This is a genomic window from Phycisphaerae bacterium (assembly GCA_012729815.1).
In the GTDB taxonomy this organism is placed as follows: domain Bacteria; phylum Planctomycetota; class Phycisphaerae; order JAAYCJ01; family JAAYCJ01; genus JAAYCJ01.
Genome location: JAAYCJ010000174.1, coordinates 47,823 through 70,024, shown reverse-complemented (window position 1 = coordinate 70,024; position 22,202 = coordinate 47,823). Strand labels below are relative to the sequence as shown.

The window sequence follows — 22,202 nt, the reverse complement described above, 5'->3', positions numbered from 1 at the left end:
CTGCCGGCCGTTCCTTTTCGTACGGATGATTGGTGAGAAAACGTTGACTTCATTCCAGCACAACTGAATAAGGAGTAGGGTATGTTTCGACGGGCTTGGGCTATGGCGGCGGCACTATTGACCTTCGGTTTGGCGGGCGCGGCATTTGGCGACGTGCAACTGCACGGGCTGTTTACCGACCACATGGTGCTCCAGCAGAAGATGGACGTGCCGGTTTGGGGGACGGCTGATCCGTGGGAGACGGTGACGGTCGAGTTCCGCGGCAAGAAGGCCACAGCCACGGCTTGGAAGGACGGCTCGTGGAACCTGAAGATCAAGTCCGGCAGGGCGGGCGGACCGTTCGAGATGAAGGTGGTCGGCAAGAACACGATCGTGCTGCGTGACGTGCTGGTAGGTGAGGTGTGGGTGGCTTCGGGGCAGTCGAACATGCAGTGGTCGGTGGTGGCGTCGCTGAACGCGGAGCAAGAGATCGCAGCGGCGGATTATCCGGAGATTCGGCTGTTCTCGGTGCCGATGCGCCCGACCGTCACGCCGGACGGGCAGATCGGCGGCACGTGGGTCCGCTGCGCGCCCGGGTCGGTGGGAAACTTCTCCGCCGTGGCGTACTACTTCGGCCGCACGCTGCACAAGGATATGAAGGTGCCGGTGGGACTGATCAACAGCTCATGGGGCGGCACGCGGGCCGAGGCCTGGACCAGTCGCGAGCATCTGGTGAGGCTCGGGACGTACGGGGCCGACATTCAGCTTCTGGATCAGACATTGGGCGATCAGGAGAATCTCTTGCAGAAGGAGCAGGAGATTGTGGCCGAGTGGGAGCATCGGACCGGCCGGGCGGATCCGGGCAACAAGGGTTTCGGGCAGGGTTGGGCCGCCCCGGAGTTTGACGACAGCGGGTGGCCGACGATGGACCTGCCGGTGGCCTGGGAGATGGTGGAAGGGATGGGGACGCTGGATGGGGCGGTCTGGTTCCGCCGGACGGTGGAGGTACCCCAAGTGTGGGCGGGCAAGGACCTGACGCTGCGGCTTGGCCCGGTCGACGACTACGACGTGACCTATTTCAACGGTGAGAAGATCGGTTCGACGGGCAGCGAGACACCGGGGTATTGGGCGTCGCCGCGGCGGTACACGGTGCCGGGCCGCCTGGTGAAGGCCGGGTCCAACACGATTGCGGTGCGGGCCTACGACCATTTCGGCGGCGGCGGGATCAACGGCGCGGCTGGATTGATGTCGCTTTCGGACGAGGGGGGCGAGCCGATCGAGCTGGAAGGGCCGTGGAAGTACCAGGTCGAGCATGTGATCGTCGCGACCGCCAACGACGCCAAGCCGGGCACCGGCGGGGCGAACAATCCGAACACCGCGACGGTGCTGTTCAACGGCATGATCTGGCCGCTGGTCCCGTACGGGATCCGCGGGGCGATCTGGTACCAGGGCGAGTCGAACTCGGGCGCCTATGATGCATACCGGTTGCTGCTGCCGGCGATGATCGAGTCGTGGCGCGATGCGTGGCAGCAGGGGGATTTTGCGTTTGGGATCGTTCAACTGGCCAATTTCATGGCGCGTCACGATCAGCCGACGGACACCGTTTGGGCGCGGCTGCGTGAGACTCAGACCCAGACGCTGAGCGTCCCGAACACCGGTCTGGCGGTGACGATCGACATCGGCGACGCGGTGGACATCCATCCGAAGAACAAGCAGGACGTGGGCAAGCGCCTGGCGCTGTGGGCCGAGGCGAAGGTCTACGGCAAGAAGGTGGTCTATTCGGGCCCGATGTTTGAGTCGATGGAGGTCAAGGACGGCAAGGCGATCCTGAGCTTCGACCACGTCGGCGGCGGTCTGGTCGTCAAGGGCGACCAGCTCAAGGGTTTCGCGGTGGCGGGCGAGGATCGCAATTTCGTCTGGGCGAATGCGAGGATCGACGGCAAGAAGGTGATCGTCTGGTCGGACCAGGTGGCCGAGCCGGTGGCGGTTCGCTACGCATGGGCGGACAACCCGGAGGCGAACCTGTATAATGAGGCGGACCTGCCGGCGGTGCCGTTCCGGACCGACGGCTGGTAAAGAAGAAGCCAGTAGCCGGAAGTCAGAAGCCAGAATGAGGTGGGTGTTGGGGTGATGTATCCGTGCGCCTGCACTCGTATGGGGTGAACGCCTATGAAGAAGTTGTTGATCATCTTGATGGTCGGTGGCGTTGCGTTGGGCGAGGTGCGGACCGCCTCGATGGTGGGAGAGGGGATGGTGCTTCAGCGGGAGATGGCCGTGCCGGTCTGGGGGCAGGATGAACCCGGGCAGACGGTGACGGTGCGGTTTCGCGGGCATGAGGCGTCGGCGTCGGCGTGGAAGGACGGGTCGTGGCGGCTGACCATTCCGTCGGGCGAGGCCGGCGGTCCGTTCGAGATGGAGATCGAGGGCAGCAGCCGCCTGACGTATAAGGACGTGTTGGTGGGCGAGGTGTGGGTGGCTTCGGGTCAGTCGAACATGGCGATGGCGGTCAAGGAACTGCCGGAAGGGCAGGAGTTGATCGCGTCGGCGACCGATGAGAAGCTGCGGCTGTTCTTCGCGCCGTACCGCGGCGCGGCGGAGCCGGTCGAGGATTTCCAAGCCGGGTGGACGCCCGCGGTCTCGGAGAAGATCACGTGGATGTCGGCGGTGGCCTACTATTTCGCCCGCGAGCTGCGTGAGAAACTCGACGTTCCGGTGGCGATCATCAACAGCAGTTGGGGCGGCACGAACGCCGAGACGTGGACGCCGCTGGAGGCGTTCGGGCGCTATCCGGAACTGCATCCGATGCACGAGCAGTTGATGCGGATGCGGACGGACATGGCGGGTGTGGTGCGGGAATATCAAAGGGCCATCGCCGAGTGGGAGGCTGCGACCAAACGAAGCGATCCGGGCAACGCGGGTTTCGCGCAGGGTTGGGCGAAGGAGGACTTTGACGACAGCGAGTGGGCGACGGGCGAACTGCCGCGGAAGATCGAGGACCTGGCGGGCGAGATCGACGGGGTCGTCTGGTTTCGTCGGCAGGTGACCTTGCCGGCGGAGTGGGCGGGTCGCGACCTGCTGCTGGAGTTGGGACCGGTTGACGATTTTGACATCACGTACTGGAACGGGGCGGAGATCGGCCGGACCGGGACCGAGACGTTCTGTTCCTGGGAGGCGGCGCGGCAGTACGTGGTGCCCGGGCGGCTGGTGAAGGAAGGGACGAATACGATCGCGATCCGGGTGTTCGACCATTTCGGCAACGGCGGGTTCATGGGTCCGGCTTGGCAGATGCGGGTGTGGCTGCAGGGGGCTGAGGGGACACAGCCGATCGGGCTGTATGGGGAATGGAAGTACAAGGTGGCGGCGGCGCTTACGCCGGAGCACCCAGAGCTGGCCAAGCCGGCTTCACCGGCCCCGCCGGGCCGGGTCAACAGCCCGACGGCGTTGTGGAACGCGATGATCTACCCGGCTGTGCCGTACGGGATTCGCGGAGCGATCTGGTATCAGGGCGAAGGCAACGTCGGGCGGGCTGAGCACTACAAGGTGCTTTTCCCGGCGATGATCGAGGGCTGGCGGCGGACGTGGGGACAGGGGGAGTTTCCGTTCCTGTTCGTGCAGTTGGCCAACTACATGGCGCGGCACGATCAGCCGACCGATTCGGGCTGGGCCCGAATTCGCGAGGCGCAGCTTGAGACGCTCAAGGTCCCGAACACGGCGATGGCGGTGGCGATCGATATCGGCGACGCGGTGAGCATTCACCCGACGAACAAGAAGGAAGTGGGGCGGCGTCTGGCCCTGGCGGCCGAGGCGGTGGCCTGCGGACGCGACGTGGTGTTCTCGGGGCCGGTCTTCGAGGCGATGGAGGTCCGTGACGGGAAAGCATACCTGACCTTCAAGCACGTTGATGGCGGCTTAGCGGCCCAAGGTGAGAAGCTGGTGGGTTTTGCCGTTGCCGGGCCGGACCGGCAGTTCGTCTGGGCTGAGGCGACGATCGAGGGCGATCGGGTGGTGGTCTGGAACGATCAGATCGCTGAGCCGGCGGCGGTGCGTTACGCGTGGGCTGACAACCCGGAGGCGAACCTCTACAACCATGCCGGTCTGCCCGCTTCGCCGTTCCGAACCGACCGCTGGTAGGACGGCACGAAGTACGCGGAACACGCGGAAAAGACCTGGGGATCCGGGATCGGGCAGATCAGGGAAGAGGGGGCTGTACGTTTTGTACAAAGCGTGCGGTCCGTACCAGTCCAGGATTTCGGGATGGTGGCTACAGGACGTTGCCGATGCGCGGGTTTTGTACAAATTGTCAAATCTGCGCGGCCCCCCGTCGTGGGCGAGTCCGGTGCTCGGGAGTTCCAGTGAACCGGCTGGCGGTTGGATGTGCGCTCTGTACAGAATGTACGATTGGTCGGGGAGCGGTTCTTCGCGGGATTCTGTACAGATTGTGCGATTTGTCGCGATCGGGTGAACGGGAGGAAATCGCCTTCCCGCGGCCGGAGGGTCTTGAGTTGTCAAACGTCGCGTGGGGCGACGCGCGGGCGGGGATGGGGGTGGTTCCCGCCGGATAAAGATATCATGGGTTTGACCTAAAGGCAAATGGGCGGTTTTGGAGGCGCAGGTGGAAACGCCGCCAGGAATTCCTATAGGAACGCAGGGAATGGGCCAGGAATGTGGGCGGTGGGGGGTTGCGAAGGCGGCGAACGGCAAAGGTGTCTGATTGGTTGGTTAGGGCTTTTCATGGCTGGGAGTTCTCGGTATCATCCTTGCGTTGCGCCCCGGGAGGGGCGGTCGTTTTGAGACTACAAGTGATGAGGATGATCGATGGCCACGCGGGTCTATGAGTTGAACGACGGCTGGGAGTTTGCCTGGACGCAGTATGCCACGAAGGATCGCGAGGTTCTGACGCCGGAGGAGCAGGGGCGGCGGGTCTGGCGTGAGGCGACGGTGCCTGGCAGCGTGCAGGCGGACCTGCACCGGCATGGGTTGGTGGAGGATCCGTTCTTCGCTGACAATCTGGACCACTACCGCTGGTGCGAGGAGGTGGATTTCTGGTACCGTCGGCCGATTGGTCCGGTGGAGATACCCGACGGCCAGCGGGCGTTGCTGCACTTTGAGGGGTTGGACACGTTCGCGACGGTGTGGATCGACGGTCGACGGGTCGGGCAACACTCGAACATGTTCGTGCCGTACTGGGTGGATATCACCTCACACCTTCGCGCGGATCGGCCGGTCGAACTGATGATCCGGTTCGGTTCGTCCCTCTTCGAGTGTGATTTTTCGGACCGCGACCCGTGCCAACACCCTCCGCTCCAGCGGACGCGGACCCGCAAGGCCCAGATCAGCTACGGCTGGGACATCGGCCCGCGTCTGGTGACGGTAGGGCCGTGGCGTCCGGCGCGGATCGAGTTGGTCGACCGCGGGCGCATCCTGTACGCCGGGGCGCGGACGGTCGCGGTCAAGGGTGGCCGGGCGTCGATGGAGGCGGTGCTGACCGTCGACTGGCACGGCCAAGCGGGCAAGGCGCGGGTGACGGGCAGCTACGGCGGGACCAGCGTCGATACGACGGTGGACGTGACGGGCGGGCTCAACGACGTGGTGATTCCGTTCGAGATGGCACAGCCGGAGCTGTGGTGGCCCAACGGGATGGGCGATCAGCACCTGCACGATTTTACCGCTGAGCTGCACGACGCGGAGAACCATCACCTCGATACTCGGCGGGGGCGGTTCGGCGTCTGCGAGTTGCGGATGCTTCAGGAGCCGCGGGACGACGGTGGGATCGGCCTGCGGTTTACCATCAACGGCCGCGACTACTTCGCCAAAGGGCTGAACTGGACGCCGTACGACGCGATGTTTGGGCGGTTCACGGGCGAGCGGACGCGGAAGCTTGTGGGGCTGGCGGCTGAGGCGAACGTGAACATGATGCGGGTCTGGGGCGGGGGCGTCTACGAGGATGAGCACTTCTGGGCGGCCTGCGACGAGAAGGGGATTTTGATCTGGCAGGACTTCATGTTCGCCTGCTCGCTGTATCCGCAGGACGAGGCGTACCTGAAGCTGGTCCGCCGCGAGGCGGAACTGGTGGTCAGCCGTCAGCGCGGGCATGTGTCGATGGGGGTCTGGTCGGGCGACAACGAGGTGGACTGGCTGTGCGGGGTCGAGTCGGGCACGCTGATTTCGCACAAGGTGTTGCCGGAGGTGGTTGGCCGGCTGGACGGCGGTCGGCCGTACGTGCCGTCGAGTCCGTTTTCGGCGCCCGGCCGTCATTCCAACGACCCGCGGTTCGGCGACTGCCACCTGTGGAACCACACGATCCGCCACGACGAGAAGTTCTACACCGACGGGCCGCCGAACTTCGTCAGCGAGATCGGCCGGATCTCCCTGCCGTCGAAGAAGACGGTGGATTCGTTCATGCCGGCGGAGCGTCAGTGGCCGCTGAGTCATCCGTTGTGGTACTATCACTCCAGCGACACCAACCGCTGGCGCTTCTATCGCGACGTCGGGCAGGTTCTGGAGGGCGTCCGCAACAACGGGTATCCGGAGCCCAGGAGCCTGGAGGAGATGATCGAGGTGACCCAGAAGATTCAGGCCGACGCCTGCCGGTGGTGGATCGAGCACTACGGGGCCGAGCCGAAGACGTGGGGGTTGCTGCTGTGGAACCTCTGCGACTGCTGGCCGCAGGTCTCGGACGCGGTGATCAGCTACGACCTGGAACTGAAGCCTGCGTACCACGCGATACGGCAGAGTTACGGTTCGCTGGACCGGTAGAGCGGGAAGCTATCGAGGCACGGGAACGACCTCGTCGATCGTGCCGAGCAGATCGTTCACGCGGATCGGCTTGGAGATGTACCCGTCCATGCCGGCCTCGAGGCAGCGTTCGCGGTCTCCCTTCATGGCGCAGGCGGTCATGGCGATGATGGGCACGTGACCGCCGGTGGCTTTTTCCCTTTCGCGGATGGCGGCGGCGGCTTCGAGGCCGCTCATTTCCGGCATCTGCACGTCCATGAGGATCAGGTCGAACCGCTCTTTTTCGGACGCTTCGACGGCTTGGCGGCCGTTGTTGGCGACGAGGACGGTGTGATTCCATCGCTCGAGGATTCGGACGGCGAGCTTCTGGTTGATCGGATTGTCCTCCGCCAGGAGAATTCGGAGGGGGGGGTGGTCTTTTGGGGCGGTGAGTTCCGGAGCGGAGGAGGTCTTGGCGTCTCTGCCGGCAAGCCCCAAGACCTGGAGGATGGCCTGCAGCAGACTGGATTGCCTGATGGGTTTGGTCAGGTGGACGGCGATGCCGAGTTCGCGGCAGCGGAGGAGGTCCTGCTGCCGGGCGGAGGATGAGAGCATCATGATGCGGGCGGTGGCGAGCGTGGGGTCGTTCTTGATGCGCTCGGCGACGGCGAAGCCGTCCATGTCGGGCATGCAGGCGTCGAGAAGGACCAGGGGAAACGGGCGTCCGGCCCGTTGGGCCTGGACCAGGCGATTGATCGCCTCCGGACCGCTGCCGGCGGCGGAGGGCTTCATGCTCCAGTTGGTCAGGATTTCGACGAGTATTCTGCGATTGATCGGGTGGTCGTCGACGACGAGGACCTCGAGGTTCCGCAGTGGTTCGACGTCATCGAATTCGCGTTTGGCGGAGGCGGGAGCGGCGAGCGATGGGGCGAGGCGGGCGGTGAAATGGAACCTGCTTCCGACGCCCACTTCGCTCTCGACCCAGATTCGCCCTCCCATCATGTGGACGAGCGTGGAAGAGATAGCCAGGCCCAGCCCCGTCCCTCCGTAGCGTCGTGTGATCGACGCATCGGCCTGGGAGAACTCCTCAAAGATGAGCGCCTGCTTGTCCGGAGGGATCCCGATGCCGGTGTCCTCGACGGTGAAGTGGATGACCGTTTCCTTTTCGGTCTGTGACTCGACGGCGGCCTGGACGACCACCGAGCCCTGTTCGGTGAACTTGACGGCGTTTCCGAGTAGGTTCACGACGATCTGGCGGAGTCGATCGGGGTCGCCGACGAGGCATTCGGGGACGTTGGAGAGAATCCGGCAGACGAGTTCGACCCCCTTCTTGTCCGCCCGCTCGCTGAGGAGGCGGATGGTGTCGTGGAGATGGTCGTGAAGGTTGAAGTCGATGGGGCACAGGTCCAGTTTGCCGGCCTCCATCTTGGAGAAATCGAGAATATCGTTGAGGACTCCCAGCAGGGAGTCGGCCGACCGTTTGACCATGTCGAGGTATTCTCTCTGGTTCTCCGTGAGCTCGGTTTCGAGGGCCAGTTCGGTCATTCCTATGATCCCGTTCATAGGCGTTCGGATCTCGTGGGACATATTGGCGACGAACTCGCTCTTGGCCCGATTGGCCGCCTCGGCTGTCTCCTTGGCCTGGCGCAGTTCCTCCTCGGCCCGCTTCGATTCGGTGATGTCCTTGACCGTGCAGACCACGCCGGTGGTGGCCTTGACGGCGTCCTTCATTGCGGCGCAGCTCAGGAACACGGGAACAACCTCGCCTTTTCGCGTTCTGATCCGCGTTTCGCGGTTGCGGGTTTTCTCTCCCTCCGCCATGGTGGCGAGAACCGTTTTCCAGGACAGGTCCTCCTCGGTCTGCACGAAATCCAGCAGGGGTCGATGGAGCAGTTCGGGTTCGCTGTAGCCCAGCAGCCGGCACGCCGCTTCGTTAACGGTCTCGATCGTTCCGCGGTTGTTCAGCACGAAGAGGGCGTCGCTCATGCTCTCGATGATGTTCTGGACGTAGTCCTTGGAAACGGTCTTCTGCTCCAGTTCCTGTCCCATGATGTTGAGCGACCGGGCAAACCGCTCCAACTCGTCGCCCTCCTCCTGGTCCTCGTTCCGGCGAACCAGGTTGAAATGGCGGTTGATCGCCTCGATCCGATGGGCCAGGCTGGCCATCGGCTGGGTGACGCACTGTGTCAGAAGGAAGTAGAGCAGGAACAAGGCGCTCGAGAGGATGAGCAGGCCCACGGCCACGTTGGTGACGACGGCTTTGGTGACCAGAGCATCGATCTGGTTGCGGGGGATGCCGACATGGATGGTTCCGATCACCTTTGCCTCCCAGACGATGGGCACGACCATCTCATAGTACGGTCCGATCGGATTGATGTGCTGGTCGGTCTCGGCGGCAAAGTCCAGATCGCCTGCGGAAGCGGGATCGAACGGCGCGGCGTCCTGTTTCTGATGCTGGTAGAGGATGGTCTGTGTCCGGTCCGCGATGAAGCAGTAGCCGAAATGGGGATTGGGTTCGACCAGGCTCTGCAGATAGGAGCTCATGCCGGTGAACCCGTCGAGGGGCAGGTCGCCGAGGTTGCTGCAGATCACGCCCCGCAGATGCCGGGAGATGACCAGGGCTTCCTCTTCCAGACCGGTTTTGTAGGCCCGCCTCAACTCCAGGATGTTGACGACGGCGAGCGTCAGAAAGCCCAGTGTGAAGGCGGTAACGGTGATTGCGGAGAGCTTCCAACTGATGCTGGCCCTTCTCATGTGTGTGTCCTCGTTTTTGTCTGTCCTCTCAGGACGCTCCAACCACCGGTTCGCGATCAGCGGGTCTTGAGCCACCACCATTGGAGCCATGGCGGCATCTTGAGTTTTCCGGTCCTGGCCGCGAGGGGCCAGACGGTTACCCGCTGCCCATCCTGCCATTGGGCCCAGTTTCCGAGCACGGCGGTGTTGGGATCGTAGCCGAACACGCTCTGATGGTTCTGGTCGAAACGGAGCCGGCCCCGAACGACCTGAAGGTCCGTCTGTTCCAGGGCTTCGATGAGCGAATCCGTTTCGAGCGTGCCGGCCCGCTCCACGGCGTCCTTTATCGCGAAGACGGCCTCGTAGGCGGCCGCCGATCCGGTGCTTCGCGGCGGGGTTTTCCAGCGTTTTTCGTAGGCTTGGTAGAACTTCCTCGACAGCGGCGTCACGTCCGAGGGGCTGGTTCCCGCCTCGGAGAGCGTGATGACCGAGTACGCGCATTTTCCGTTGGTGGTGTTCCAGAAATCGGGATCCTCAGCGGCTTCGACGAAGCCCAGCGGCAGGGCCGGGATTTCCATGGTCCGCCACTGCTCGAACAGGAATGCCGTATTCGGACTGTAACTCCAGAGGAACAGGACCTGCGCTCCCGATCGCTTGCACTTGGTGAGGCTGGCTGAGAAATCCGTCGTTTCAGTCGGATTGGATTCCTGTCCGACGATTTCCCAGCCGTTTTCGACCGCCGCTTTCTTGACCAGTTCGGCGGCGTCACGGCACATCAGGACGTCCTGGGTCAGGATGAACATTTTCTTGTAACCATATTCCTTTTTCAGGTGAACCAGCAGTCCTTTCGTCTCGTCGATGTACCAGGCGATGCTGCCGCTCATGCGGAACGACCGGCGGTATTTTTTCGGGTCCGAGGCGAACTTTTTCATGTCCCACGTGGGCGTATAGCAACCGACGGCGGCCAGGTGCACCACGTCGTGTCGGGCTATCACGTCCATCGCCGCTACGCCGTACTCCGATCGGGCGGGCCCTCCGACCAATACGTCCACCTTCTTCTCAGTGATCAACCGTTCGATTCCGGCCATTGCCTCGCTTTCCGAGACGTTCGGGTCCAGATCGCCTGTGTCCAAGACCTCGAGCTTGATTGGCAGGTGCAGGCCGTTAAGCACTACTCCGCCCGCCGCGTTGATCTGCTCGACGGCCAGCGTCGCTCCGCGCAGCCCGTTCTGCCCGTAGGAGGCGTCCAGCGGGAGCGGACAACCCACCAGAATTGAATCCCGTTCGGCGCCGTAGGAAGGGATGCTCAGCAGTAGGAAAAAAAAGCTCCAGCCAAATGGTATGAGTTGCTTCATCGTACTTTCCTTCGGTGGTCGCGCGGGGTCCCGGCGGTAAAGAGAGCGACCTTGCCCGTCTGCCTGTCGACCGCTGGACAGCGTCATCGATCAGTGTTAAGACGCGATTAACTCATTTATGCTGCCTGGGCGCCTGGTGCGTTGGTGTCAGCAGCACCGGGTTGCCAACATACAATATCGGCGGATGGATTAAGATAGTTGATACAACCTTAGTGGGCGGAGGTGGGCTTTGCCGGCTTGTGGATGATTCGCACGAGAGTCGGCTTGGACGGAGTTCTTGTCCGGCAACCCCTTCACAAAGTCGTACTGTACGGTGTTTTCGTTGTGTATAGCACTTGACGTGTGGTGTTGCATGATAGAAATTAGCGATCGAGATTGATGCCGTAGAGTGTTCGATCTCGTGGCCATCGTAACGACCATTTCAGTCGTCATTTATGAGAGCGGCACGTGTGGTTGGGGTGCGGTTCCCGCTCAGCGGCGGATGAACATGTGTTGGTGACTGGTTCGAACGAAGTGGTTGCCGCGCGGCCGGAGTTCTTCCATTATTGACGGCATGATCGTGATTGGGGCCAGAGAGAGTCGTTTTCCGTGTTGGTGCGGGTCTCGGCCGGGATGGATTTGCGGAAGACCGCAGCGGTTTCGAAACGGAGGGAAAGACCGATAATGCACAAGCCGAGGATGGGCTGCGCCATCCCGGAATTCAGCTACCACGGTTGAGTGCTCCATGTGGCAATTCTCGGACTCCATGCGGGATGCCGGCGGGTTGGGCGTCGTGGAGGGGCGTGATCCGCGGGTTTTGGCCCTGAAGCGGATTTTGCTCTGGCCGGTGCTGTTGTCTGAAGCTATCATTATTCGGGAACTGTCGGATCCGGCGTCACCGACGTGGGAGAAGTTTTTATGCCGATATACGAGTACCTCTGTGGCCAGTGCGGCCACAAATTTGAGTTGCTGAAGGCGAAGATGAGCAAGAATTCGCGGGAGAAGTGCCCGGAGTGCGGGGGCACCGCCCCGCAGCAGTTCAGTGTTTTCGGGGTCGGCTCGGGTGGTTCATCGTCACAGGCTCCTTGTGCGGCGACGGGAAGCTGTCCGACCGGCACGGCCTGCTGTGACGGCGGGACCTGCCCGTTTGGCAACGGTTGAGCGAGGAGTGAATTGGGCGCGATCAGAGGCAAAAATCCGATTGTGGCAGGCGTGCTGGCGTGGCTGGTGCCTGGACTGGGCCACCTGTATGCGGGAATGCGGGCTCGCGGCTTGGTGATCTTTGTGGCGATCAGCCTGGCGTTCTGGACCGGGGTGGTCATCGGCGGGGCCCAGAGCACGGTCAGCTGGGACACCAACCGCTGGTGGTTCGCCGCTCACGTCTTTACCGGCGGGTACACGATGCTGACGATGGCGATCGGCAAGCTTCCTTCAGCCATGCCATCCTACGGGAAGACGCTCGATCTGGCTACGATCTACACGGGCGTGGCCGGGCTGCTGAACATTCTGGTTATTCTTGATGCGATCGGCCGGGTCAACGCGCAGGCGACTGTGGACACACCGGCGAGGAAGGCGTCATGATCGGGCATTTGTTGATCCACATGCTGGTTCCGGCGACACTGATCCTCGACCCGATCCGGTTCGACAGCCACCGATTGTGGATGTTGCTTCCGCTGACGCTGATTATCGCGGTGGTCTATAAGGCGACCAAGGTCGAAGACGTTCGCCAGCTTCCGGTGGCGTCACTGCTGCTGTGGTTGACCATCATGGGGGCCATGCTGGGCGTGGGGGCGGGTTTGTACGTGATCACGCTGCTGTTTCTCTAGCGGTTTGGCGGGCTGAAGGAGCACGTTGTCGAATTCGTAGATGCCCACCGGCCAGTAGGCGTACAGCATGAGCCGCAGCCACTGGACCTGCGGACGGTGGAGTTGGCGCTCTCCCGTTTTGTCCAGCTTGCTCAGTTGGGCTGGTTTGCCCGGGATTTCGAATTCCGCCGCATAGACCTTGGCCGGGCCGCCGTCGGTGTCGCATTGCAGATAGGTCTGCCAGATTTCCCGCCGTTCGGTTCTTCCCTCTTTGCCCTTGGGCAGCAGGGCGTAGCCTTTGACGAAGATCTTGGCTTGGCCGTTGCGAGGGCCGCGGACGTCGGCTGAGAGTCGCAGCCGGCAGGGGGGCTTGATCTCGATCCAGTCGCTGTAGAGGCTGGCCCCGTAGTTGCCGCCGACCGCATCGTAGTGTGGAGGCTGGGTGCGGATGGGTTTGGGGGCTGAGCAGGGATCGGCCCCGGCCTCGATGGCCTTCCACCACTCCAGGGCCTGGTCCTGTGAGACGTCGGTGTCGAACCGGGCCAGGCCGTTGCCGTCGGGAGATTTTCCCCAGAAGGTGCACAGTCCATCGGGTCTGGCCCAGTGGGCGGGGAATTCGCCGCCGGTCTGGAAGTCGCCGTTGGGCAGGATTGACCGGCCCCAGGTGACAGCCGGGCGAGAGGCTGGAGGCGGTCTGGTTACACCGGTCGTCTGCAGGACCGCTTCGACGATCTGCTGCGAGAGAAGCGGCAGCCACCGTTCCGACGATGCCGAGAACCGCTTTTGCCACAGGTGTTTCTGTTGTCCATCGGTGTGGCTGAAGAGCTCGACCTCCGCCCGGCCCTTGTCGGTGAGCGTGCCGCGAAGGACGTAGAGGTTCTGACCTTCGGCCAGCCCAAGACGACGGGCGATCTGCGGGAGTGTTTCCGGCAGGCCGCCGGAAAGGGTGTCTATCTGTCCGCCCAGTTGATTTTCGATCTCGATCCAACTGACGACGTAGGCGTCCGGCAGGAGCGACGTGGCTTGCCGGCGGAGACGGACCTGCACCGAATCGGCGAGCTTGCGGCCGGCGGTGCCTTGCCCCTGGAACTCCAGGACCAGGAAGGTCGAGGCGGCGTCGTTCAGATCGGCCGCCGCGACAAGGGCGGGGCAGACCGTGAGGGCGACGATTGCGATCAGGACGGCGGCAGTATGTCGCTTCGGTCCTTGCATTATTCTGGCCCGTTGCCGAACAAGGGGCTTTTCAGGCGCTTCGGCGCTGGTCGCGGAGCCGCTGCAGCACGGCCAGTCCGTTGGGATCTTCCTGCAGCAGGGCACTGGCGTGGCCGTTGAGCAGGAGGTCGATCATCCGGTCACAGGCGTCGGATTTGTGACGCTGGATCGTTTCGGGCAGCAGTTGCCAGCGCGAGATGTCCTCCCAGACGCCCATGGCCCGGCCGAAATTGGGACCGTTGGTGATGCGGTTGGTACTCGTGAAAATGCCGCGATTGAGGCCGAGCCACCTGACTTCCGGAAAGACGTGATCGGCGATGGCTTGATCGTGGTCCGGCTTGCGGAGCCGCAGCAGCCGGCGGGCGGTGGTGCGGTGCTCCGGGGCGACGAGCCGGTCGGCCCGAAGCTCCCAGTAGAGATGGCCGAGCGTGACGCTGGAGCCGGTCTGCCGGATCAGCGACGGGATGTAGAGGTTGTGGGCGACGGTATCGGCGGCCAGGTGGGTCAGAAATCCGTAGGCGAAGGCTCGAGAACGGTCGTCGTCGGCGTTGGTCAGGGCGCGCCGTCCGGCATCCCAGTTGTGCGCCGCCTGCCGGCGCGGGCTGAGCTTTTTGGCGATGATGACGTCGGCAAAGACGTTGCCGAACAGGAAGTCCCTGCGGTATCTGCCGAGCAGATCGGCGAGGCCCGATCCGAGGCTCGAGAGCCGGCTCAGCACCGACTGGGCCAACTCCACGTGCGTAGCCGGACCCCACGACAGCGACTGGCTGCACAGGAGAAATAGCATCAGTGTGATTAACAGAAAAAAGGTCATGCTTGGCTCGTCTCGCCTCCTCGGCCGCTCGACCATATTTTGGTCGGTTTGTCGGTTCAGGCTTGTATAATGGAAATGATAGCGGGAAACGCAACGATTTCCAACAGAGAGGGATAGAAATATGATCCAGTGCCGAGACTGTGAGTTCTGCGTGATCGATGAGCACGGCAGAATGCAGTTCAAGTGCAATCCGTTCGACAACATCCGGGAGCCGGAGTGTCTGCAAAAGTGGACGCTGCTGAAGATGGACATGCTGCTGCGGGCCTACCAAACGACGGTGGGTTACTACCAGAAGTTTGCCCCCATGCAGGAGAAGATGTTCAAATACCTGGAGCGGGAGATCGACGACGCCCAGGATGCCGACCGGTGGAAGCACCAGGACGACGAGGACGACGAGGGCCGGGACAGTTCACCGGACGGATACCGGTAGCGGACGCGCGGCCGCTGTGAAGGCCCCGAGGCGGTCAGTGCAGAACGTATTCGTTGGCCTCGGCTGGGGCTTCTTCCAGGCGTTGGTGAAAGCGGAGGACGACGCGACTGAGGGCGTCGTTATAGGGTTCGGTTCGCAGGACGGTCGCCCACCGCTGGTCGTTGAGGATCTGGAATTCGCCGTCGCTGACGCGGGGATAGGCGAGCTTCATTTCGACCGGCTGGCCGGGGTTGGGGGTGCAGGCTCGACCGACCAGCAGGGCGGCTCCGTCGCTGTTGAGGTCGACCATGCGTCCCATGATTCCGCCGCGGTGTTCGGGCAGATTCAGAAAGGCCTCCCAGGAGTACCTGAGCCTCGGTTCCCGTCGACGTTCCGGGTGGACGTGGTGCAGATTGGCGATCATGCTGACTCTCTCCCTTGTCAAGTCCCCCGATAGGCCGTTAACAACCGGCTGATTGATGTTTCGGCGGGAAATCAGGGTGGCTTTAGGTAGACAAGCAACCGGCGCGGTTCAGAGACAATTGGGGCGCAGGGAGATCGTCGCATGATGAACGCGGCGGCTGGATCGGGAGTGCTAGATGCCGATCAGCAGACGCAACAGCAGCAGCGCGACGATGGCGGTGACGATGGCGACTCCAGCAATGCCGAAGCCCCGGCCGTTGTTCAGCGCGATACCCATGATGGCGAAGACCAGTCCGATAAGTCCGAGAACCATCATGGACAGCGACATGAGGGTCAGGGGAATCGGATCGTCCCGGATCAGTTCCTGGACCCGTTGGGCCATCATCTGCTGGATCTGGTCCTGAGGCAGCTCCTGTTGGGCCGCCTGCTGAAGCTCGGGCATCATCTGGATGAACAGCCAGCCGACCAGGACGATCATCAGCGCCAGAGCGGCCAGGATGCAGACGAACCCCGTGAGGCCGATCAACTTGCTGCCGGGCCGGCCGGGCCCGGGGCCCGGCCCGCCTTCGGAGATGTGGCGGTAGTTGGCGCCGCCCGGGGCGCCGGTTCCGACGAGTTGCGGGTCGCTTTTTTCGGGCACGATGACGACCTGGCGGCAGTAGAAACAGATCACCCGCTGATTGGCGTCGCTCTCGTCAACCTCGATGGCCTTTTCGCAGGCCGGGCATTTGAACCGAATGGACGACATGGCGCGAACCTCCCTTTGCTAATCTCCGAAGAGCACGTCCTGCATGGAATAGAGTCCCGCTGCTTTGCCTTCGAGCCAGCGGGCGGCCCGCAGGGCGCCGAGCACGAAGGTATCGCGGCTGTGGGCGCTGTGGCCGATCGTGACGGTCTCGCCGAGGGTGCCGAAGTAGACGGTGTGTTCGCCGACGGTGTCGCCGACGCGGACGGCGTGGACGCCGATCTGGCCCTTTTTGCGTTCGGCGGATTTGCCTTCGCGGCCGAAGACCGCCACGTCTCTGGCGTCGCAGCCGATTCCGTCGCAGATGGAACTCAGCAAGCCCAGCGCGGTGCCGCTGGGGGCGTCCTTCTTGAAGCGGTGGTGGGCCTCGACGATCTCGATGTCGTACTCGGGCCCCAGGGATTTGGCGACCTGGCCGACGAGCCGGAACAGCAGATTGACGCCGACCGACATGTTGGGGGCCTGGACGATGGGGATCTGATGGGCGGCCGAGCGGATCAGGTCAAGTTCGCGGTCACCCAGGCCGGTGGTGCCGATGACCAGGGCGATGCCGTTGTCACGGGCCTGTTCGACCCAAGCCGTGGTGCTTTCGGGCGTGGTGAAGTCGATGATGACCTGCGGGTGACCGGTCAACGTCGGGCCGACCTTGACTCCCATGTCCGCAAGGCCGAGGGCGCGGCCGTAGTCCTTGCCCCGATCCTCGTGGCCTTCGCGTTCGATCGCACAGACGACCTGCAGATGCTCATCCTGATGGGCGAGCGTGCCCAGCCGACGCCCCATGCGTCCGCACGCGCCCAGGATCGCCACTTTCACCATAAACCACGCCTCCAGAACCAGGGAAACCGAAACCCCCGCCCATCTTACGCGCCGGCTGATCGCAGGTAAATCTCAATTTCGCAAACTGTGAACGGGGGCGGGAATTCGGCCGCCGCGGGAGATCAGGGTCTGTCCGGCCGAGAGATTTCGGACGTCGAGGATGGGGCTTTCGCCGAAGAGCCCGCCCCAGCGGACGACCTCGCCGGCCTTCTTGCCCGGCACCGGGATCAGGCGGGTGGCGGTGGTCTTGTTGTTAATCACACCGATGGCCAGTTCGTCGGCGATGAGGCTGGCGATGGCCTGGGCTGAGGTGTCGCCGGGGATGGGGACCATGTCGAGGCCGACCGAGCAGATGCTGGTGACGGCTTCGAGTTTCTCGATGGTCAGCGAGCCGTCGCCCGCGGCCTGGGCCATGGCGGCGTCCTCGGCGACAGGGATGAACGCGCCGGACAAGCCGCCGACGGAACTGGAGGCGAACAGGCCGCCTTTCTTGACCGCGTCGGTCAGCAGGGCGATGGCGGCGGTGGTGCCGGGGCTTCCGATGTGCTGGAGGCCCATGACCTGGAGGATTTCGCCGACCGAGTCGCCGACCCGCGGGGTCGGGGCCAGCGAGAGGTCCACGATGCCGAACTCGACGCCGAGCTTGGCGGCGACCTCGCGGCCGATCAGTTCTCCGACGCGGGTGACCCGGAAGGCGGTTTCCTTGATCTGCTCGGCGATCTGGCCGAGGTTGGCCTCCGGATGGTCCTGGAGCATCTGCTGGAGACGGCGTTTGATGACGCCGGGACCGGAGACGCCGATGTTGATTACCGTTTCGGGCTCGCCGGGTCCGAGGAACCCGCCGGCCATGAAGGGGTTATCCTCGGGAATGTTGGCGAAGACGACCAGTTTGGCGCAGCCGAACCCGCCGCGGTCGGCGGTCAGTTCGGCCGCCCGCTTGATCGCCTCGGAGACCAGGAGAATCGCATCGACGTTGAGCCCGGCTTTGGTCGAGGCGGCGTTGACCGAGGCGCAGATCACGTCGGTTTTGGCCAGCACCTCGGGCAGGACGTTGAAATAGGCCCGCTCGCCGGGAGTCATGCCCTTCTGGACCAGCGCGGTGAAGCCGCCCAGGAAATCGACTCCCACGGCCCGGGCTGAGGTGTCGAGTTGGCGTGCGACCTGCACGTAGGCCTGCTCGTGATGGCCTTCCATCAACCATGTGATCGGGCTGATGGTCAGGCGTTTGTTGACGATCGGGATGCCGTATTTCTGGCCGACCTCCTCGCAGACGGGCAGGAGCTGGCGGGCCTTGGCCAGGATCTTGTTGTGGATTTTCTGGCAGAGGTGATCGACGTCGTACGAGGCGCACTCCTGGAGATTGATGCCGAGGGTGACGGTGCGGACGTCGAGCTGCTCCTCGCGGAGCATTCGGACGGTGGAGAGAATGTCATCCGTACGCAGCATGATGGGATCCTAAAAGAAAGTGGACGGGGGAGTCAGTTCGTTGGTGGCGCGAAAGATGTTCTCGTGCTGGAGGGCGACCGTGAGGTGGATCCGCCGGCCGAGTTCCTCGATGTCGAGACGGATCTGGGCGATGTTCATCCGGCGCGGGACGGCGAGCTGCGAGATCAGCACGAACTGCTCGGCGTCGGGCCGGCGGACGTAGAGGTCCAGGATGTTGATGCCCTTGCCCGCCAGGTAGGCGGCGAGCTGGCCGAGGATGCCCGGGCGGTCCTGACCGGTGACGGTGAGTACGAAGCTGTCGGCGTCGGTGAGGGCGGGTTTGTCCTCGACTCCCGGTTCGAAAGTCTTGATGCCGACCTCAAACTCGCCGGCCGCGCCGGCCGACCGGAGCAGTTCGCGCACCGCCTCGTCTTCCATCGGCTCAGGAAAGCTGACCACGAAGGTGAGCGCGAAGTAGTTGCTCAGGACGGTCTGGCTGATGCTGTCGATATTGGCGTTCTGGCGGTTTAGGACCGCTGTGACGTCGCGGACGATGCCGACCCGGTCGCGACTCATGACGGCCACGACGAACCTGAGCGAACCCGACTGTTTGGACTGTTTGTTGTTCTGTGTGGACATGAGTGAGGATTATACGTCGTCGGCGGAATCGTCGCAACGGGCAAGTGGCCCAGGGCGATGCGCAACGGGAAGGGCGGCGGCGTGGGATGGGAGGGGGGTGCGGAGGGTTCTGCGGTTCTTGCCGCTGGCTGGGCCCGGGACGGCTCAGATTGCCTCAAAAAAGGTTGGCGTCCATTGGCGGTGTATGGTATAGTGACAGCCGGTTATCACAGAGGCAGGGCTGGTACGATGCGAGGTAGCGCGGGGTTAACCGGTGCGCGCGGGGCGTTCAGCCTGATCGAGCTGCTGGTGGTGGTCGCCGTGATTGTGCTGCTGATTGCCATCTTGCTGCCGACGCTGAGCACGGCCCGGGCGTTGGGCCGCCAGACGGTCTGCGGAGGCAATCTGCACGCGCTGGGGCAGGCGATGGCCGCCTACGCGCGGGAATACGACGACTACCTGCCCGGATCGCCCAATACCAGCGGCAATGGGGCCAATCCCGGCGGGGTAGGCTGGCCCGTCTACGGCGGGTACTACGCATGGAACTCGACGCGGGATGCCTGGCCGGCGGTGCACATTTTTGACTGGGCCTCGCCGCTTCTGGCGATGATGGTGACGGACGTACCGGCCGACATACCCGAGCGGTACGACCAATCGAAGCGGTGGGCGTTCCGTTGCCCGGCCAACCAGTGGCGGGCGTTTTTGAATCACGCCAGCCGGATCAACATTGAGACTTACGTCTCAAGCTACGCAACCTGCCGCTACTTCACTTACGTTCCGGTGAGCCGGCGGACCGGGTTTGGCCCGGGCACACTGTTCTGGTCCCATCCGTTCGTCCCGGATGGTCATTTCCCACGGCTGGACAATCTGGCCAATCCGTCCTGGAAGGTGTTTCTGGCTGACGCCTGCAAGATTGATCGGGGCAACCCGCAGCGGATGAGCAACGTGGACTACAGCTATACGACCCACGGGGCGTGGCTGGACGAAGAGGATGTTGAGACCGAAAGTCCGAGCCTCTCGTACCGGTTCCGCTCGGGACGGCGGGAGGCGTTCCGGCATCTGGACGGGCTGAACATGCTGTTTTTCGACGGCCACGTCGAGCATCAGCCGGATGGGCCGAGCGACGCCGACGAGGGCTTGGGATCCGGGGCGCGTCAGGCGCGGTTCTGGTTTCCCAGCGGCACGGACACCGGCTTGCTGCCCAGCGCCTCGGCCTTCAGCAACGCCCGAAGCATCGTGCCGTAGAAGCCGTATGGCGAAGAGGCAAAAACCGAAGACGCCCGGCAAGCGGCATTACTCGCTTTGTCGCAGAGCCACGGTGACCGTCTCGGTCATATCGTGAATGTGCAGGACGATGATCTCGTAAATCCGCGAGCTTGCACCCATGACCACCATGGCGTCGCCTTCGGCGAGGTTCTTGAATTTGCCGATCCGGCGTCCGCGCAGGTAGACGTTCATATCGGCGTCGAGCGGATCCGGGTCGGTGTCCTTCAACTCGACGCTCAGGCCGTCCTTGAGTCTTGCCTCCTTCGGATAGCGGTTATCCTCGCAACTCACCCGCAGCGAGAACAGGAACTCGCCGTCACGATCTGTGCGGCGGACGGTGGGTTTGAACTCGTACGGATTGGCCCGGATTGGGCGGTTGATGGGACCGTATTCGATGGGCTTGGGTTTCGGTTCGGGTTTGGCTTCCGGGGCCGGCGGAGGCGGTTCGGGCTGCGGTTGCTCAGCTTCGGCGCTGTCCTGAACGGACGGACGCGTGGCAGATTCGTTCACTTCGGCGTCCGCTTGGGCGAGGCTGACTTCGGGCGATCTGGGCAGGACTTGGGCGTAGACGTCGGGGTGGTTTTTGGCGATGTTACGGAGGGCGGCGATGCTGCCGATCTCGTTGGGTTTGATCTCGAGGACCCGCTTGTGAGAGCGGGCGGACTCGAGCAGGTTGTCGGCGCCCTCGGCTGCATAGGCTTGGCGCTGCCAGTAGGCGGCGGCCAGCGGGGCGGTCCTCGCCATGCCGCGGACGGCGGACCGGCTGCCGGGACTGGCCTCGACCTGCTTGAGATACACCTGATAGGCTTTGTGATGGAGCCCGCGGTCCTCAAACTCGCTGCCGGAGCATCCGGCGAGCGCCAGTGCGAGCAGACCCGCGCCAATCCACTGTCTGACCAACCCATTCATCGGCAACCCGCTTCATCGCTCCACAATGGAGGCGTCCAAAGGATGTGGCTGTTCGTCCATGATCCGAGGGGCGATCACCACCCGGATGAAATCGCTGTTGGTGGCGGAGGTGTGTCCGCCGTCCCAGCCCCACGCCGCGTACTCCGGTCGCCAGGCCAGGTTGACCACCTTCTCGTACAGCTCCCGCTTGCCGGAGGTGAATATCCTGGGCGTCTGGAAACCGACCTGCCCAGCCGGGCGACCGCCCTCGAGGCCCGCGCTGGGCGCGGCGGCCAGGATCATGTCATACGGGCTGCTGGTGGCGTAGAGACGGTAGCGAATGTGCTGCAGGGCCCGGGTCAGGTCGTGGCGGCTTGAAATCGAAGGGCTCAGGAGCACCACGTAGTCGACGGAGATGCCGACGGGCAGACGTTCAAGGGCGTGAATGACGATGCCGGTCCCGGCTGAGAGGCCGACCAGGACGATCTGCCCCTTGGGACAGGCCCGCCGCAACCGGGTAATCCGGTCAGCCAGATTGTCGACCCGCGGATGGTCCGGACCAGCCAGCAGGTGGTCCGGGAGCGGCCCGAGCATGCTGGACCAGCCGAACCGCTCGATGTCGCCGGTGTATCCGGCCTCCCGAAGCCCTTTTCGAACCGAAAAGTGGCCGCTGTACCAACCCGCCCCATCGAGGTAGATGGTTCGAGGGCACGTGAGTTGGGACTGGCATCCGCACAGGACAAGGCCTGCTGCGGCTATGAGCAATGCGTTTTTGGACACCGCTGATGTTCCTGTTTCCATCTGCCATGCAGGCCGGCACATCCCTGGGCCGACACATTCCGTGGGATTATCCGCAACGATGGTTCCAGCGTCAAGGGCAACATCGGCGGCAGGATCGAGTATTGGCCGGGACGGGGCTCGAACCCGTACCCCCTTTCGGGGAGGGGATTTTAAGTCCCCAGCGTCTGCCGATTCCGCCACCCGGCCAATCGCGCCGTCCCGATTATAGACGTGGCAGTGA

18 protein-coding genes, 1 tRNA gene and 1 pseudogene are annotated in these 22,202 nt (G+C 63.5%); 8 read left to right on the top strand and 12 right to left on the bottom strand.

Annotated elements, in window-relative coordinates; genetic code table 11:
* Window positions 1-81 precede the first annotated feature (81 nt).
* From GXY33_11620 to GXY33_11610, 3 genes are all read left to right on the top strand, one after another.
* Window positions 82-2,055, top strand: a complete 1,974-nt coding sequence (locus GXY33_11620) for a 9-O-acetylesterase (protein NLX05780.1) — start codon at window positions 82-84, stop codon at window positions 2,053-2,055.
* 93 nt (window positions 2,056-2,148) lie between these two features.
* The gene (locus tag GXY33_11615; GenBank protein NLX05779.1) at window positions 2,149-4,110 is read left to right on the top strand and encodes a sialate O-acetylesterase; all 1,962 of its coding nucleotides are present in this window, start codon (window positions 2,149-2,151) and stop codon (window positions 4,108-4,110) included.
* 684 nt (window positions 4,111-4,794) lie between these two features.
* Entirely contained in the window at window positions 4,795-6,735 is a 1,941-nt protein-coding gene (locus GXY33_11610) for a hypothetical protein (GenBank protein NLX05778.1), read from the top strand.
* Between the two features lie 9 nt (window positions 6,736-6,744).
* On the opposite strand, the gene GXY33_11605 is transcribed toward GXY33_11610, so the two are convergent.
* Both GXY33_11605 and GXY33_11600 read right to left on the bottom strand, forming a co-directional pair.
* On the bottom strand, window positions 6,745-9,447 hold the full coding sequence (locus GXY33_11605) for a response regulator (GenBank protein ID NLX05777.1): 2,703 nt from the start codon (window positions 9,445-9,447) through the stop codon (window positions 6,745-6,747).
* Window positions 9,448-9,503: 56 nt separating this feature from the next.
* A complete protein-coding gene (locus tag GXY33_11600; GenBank protein ID NLX05776.1) occupies window positions 9,504-10,781 on the bottom strand; it encodes an ABC transporter substrate-binding protein in 1,278 nt (425 codons plus the stop codon).
* A gap of 897 nt (window positions 10,782-11,678) precedes the next feature.
* On the opposite strand from GXY33_11600, the gene GXY33_11595 reads away from it, so the two are divergent.
* Genes GXY33_11595 through GXY33_11585 form a run of 3 tightly spaced genes read left to right on the top strand, consistent with a single transcriptional unit; the run spans window position 11,679 to window position 12,586 of the window.
* Entirely contained in the window at window positions 11,679-11,921 is a 243-nt protein-coding gene (locus tag GXY33_11595) for a zinc ribbon domain-containing protein (GenBank protein NLX05775.1), read from the top strand.
* Between the two features lie 12 nt (window positions 11,922-11,933).
* Window positions 11,934-12,341: a hypothetical protein gene (locus GXY33_11590; GenBank protein ID NLX05774.1), complete on the top strand. Its 408-nt coding sequence runs from the start codon at window positions 11,934-11,936 to the stop codon at window positions 12,339-12,341.
* Entirely contained in the window at window positions 12,338-12,586 is a 249-nt protein-coding gene (locus tag GXY33_11585) for a hypothetical protein (GenBank protein ID NLX05773.1), read from the top strand. The genes GXY33_11590 and GXY33_11585 overlap by 4 nt, the downstream gene beginning before the upstream one ends.
* On the opposite strand, the gene GXY33_11580 is transcribed toward GXY33_11585, so the two are convergent.
* Both GXY33_11580 and GXY33_11575 read right to left on the bottom strand, forming a co-directional pair.
* Window positions 12,503-13,777, bottom strand: coding sequence for a hypothetical protein (locus tag GXY33_11580; GenBank protein NLX05772.1), 1,275 nt, complete (start codon window positions 13,775-13,777; stop codon window positions 12,503-12,505). The genes GXY33_11585 and GXY33_11580 overlap by 84 nt on opposite strands.
* 31 nt (window positions 13,778-13,808) lie before the next feature.
* A complete protein-coding gene (locus tag GXY33_11575) occupies window positions 13,809-14,591 on the bottom strand; it encodes a zinc dependent phospholipase C family protein (protein ID NLX05771.1) in 783 nt (260 codons plus the stop codon).
* A gap of 121 nt (window positions 14,592-14,712) precedes the next feature.
* Between GXY33_11575 and GXY33_11570 the strand changes: the two genes are divergently transcribed.
* Entirely contained in the window at window positions 14,713-15,021 is a 309-nt protein-coding gene (locus tag GXY33_11570) for a hypothetical protein (GenBank protein NLX05770.1), read from the top strand.
* Between the two features lie 34 nt (window positions 15,022-15,055).
* Here GXY33_11570 and GXY33_11565 read toward each other — a convergent pair whose 3' ends face one another.
* The 5 genes from GXY33_11565 to GXY33_11545 form a co-directional block, all read right to left on the bottom strand.
* A complete protein-coding gene (locus GXY33_11565) occupies window positions 15,056-15,424 on the bottom strand; it encodes a hypothetical protein (GenBank protein ID NLX05769.1) in 369 nt (122 codons plus the stop codon).
* Between the two features lie 171 nt (window positions 15,425-15,595).
* On the bottom strand, window positions 15,596-16,171 hold the full coding sequence (locus GXY33_11560) for a hypothetical protein (protein NLX05768.1): 576 nt from the start codon (window positions 16,169-16,171) through the stop codon (window positions 15,596-15,598).
* Between the two features lie 18 nt (window positions 16,172-16,189).
* A complete protein-coding gene (locus GXY33_11555; protein NLX05767.1) occupies window positions 16,190-16,984 on the bottom strand; it encodes a 4-hydroxy-tetrahydrodipicolinate reductase in 795 nt (264 codons plus the stop codon).
* A 72-nt stretch (window positions 16,985-17,056) separates the two neighbouring features.
* Window positions 17,057-18,430 (bottom strand): PFL family protein, encoded by a 1,374-nt coding sequence (locus GXY33_11550; protein NLX05766.1) that lies wholly within the window; start codon window positions 18,428-18,430, stop codon window positions 17,057-17,059.
* 9 nt (window positions 18,431-18,439) lie between these two features.
* Window positions 18,440-18,985: an ACT domain-containing protein gene (locus GXY33_11545; protein ID NLX05765.1), complete on the bottom strand. Its 546-nt coding sequence runs from the start codon at window positions 18,983-18,985 to the stop codon at window positions 18,440-18,442.
* A gap of 291 nt (window positions 18,986-19,276) precedes the next feature.
* Between GXY33_11545 and GXY33_11540 the strand changes: the two genes are divergently transcribed.
* Complete coding sequence (locus GXY33_11540) at window positions 19,277-20,272, top strand: prepilin-type N-terminal cleavage/methylation domain-containing protein (GenBank protein ID NLX05764.1); 996 nt, start codon at window positions 19,277-19,279, stop codon at window positions 20,270-20,272.
* Window positions 20,273-20,695: 423 nt separating this feature from the next.
* On the opposite strand, the pseudogene GXY33_11535 reads toward GXY33_11540, so the two are convergent.
* The 3 genes and pseudogenes from GXY33_11535 to GXY33_11525 all read right to left on the bottom strand — a co-directional run bounded on the left by GXY33_11535 (window position 20,696) and on the right by GXY33_11525 (window position 22,168).
* A pseudogene (locus GXY33_11535) lies at window positions 20,696-20,782 on the bottom strand (energy transducer TonB).
* 432 nt (window positions 20,783-21,214) lie between these two features.
* The gene (locus GXY33_11530; GenBank protein NLX05763.1) at window positions 21,215-21,961 is read right to left on the bottom strand and encodes an alpha/beta fold hydrolase; all 747 of its coding nucleotides are present in this window, start codon (window positions 21,959-21,961) and stop codon (window positions 21,215-21,217) included.
* 123 nt (window positions 21,962-22,084) lie between these two features.
* Window positions 22,085-22,168: transfer RNA gene (locus tag GXY33_11525), tRNA-Leu, on the bottom strand.
* Window positions 22,169-22,202: the final 34 nt, after the last annotated feature.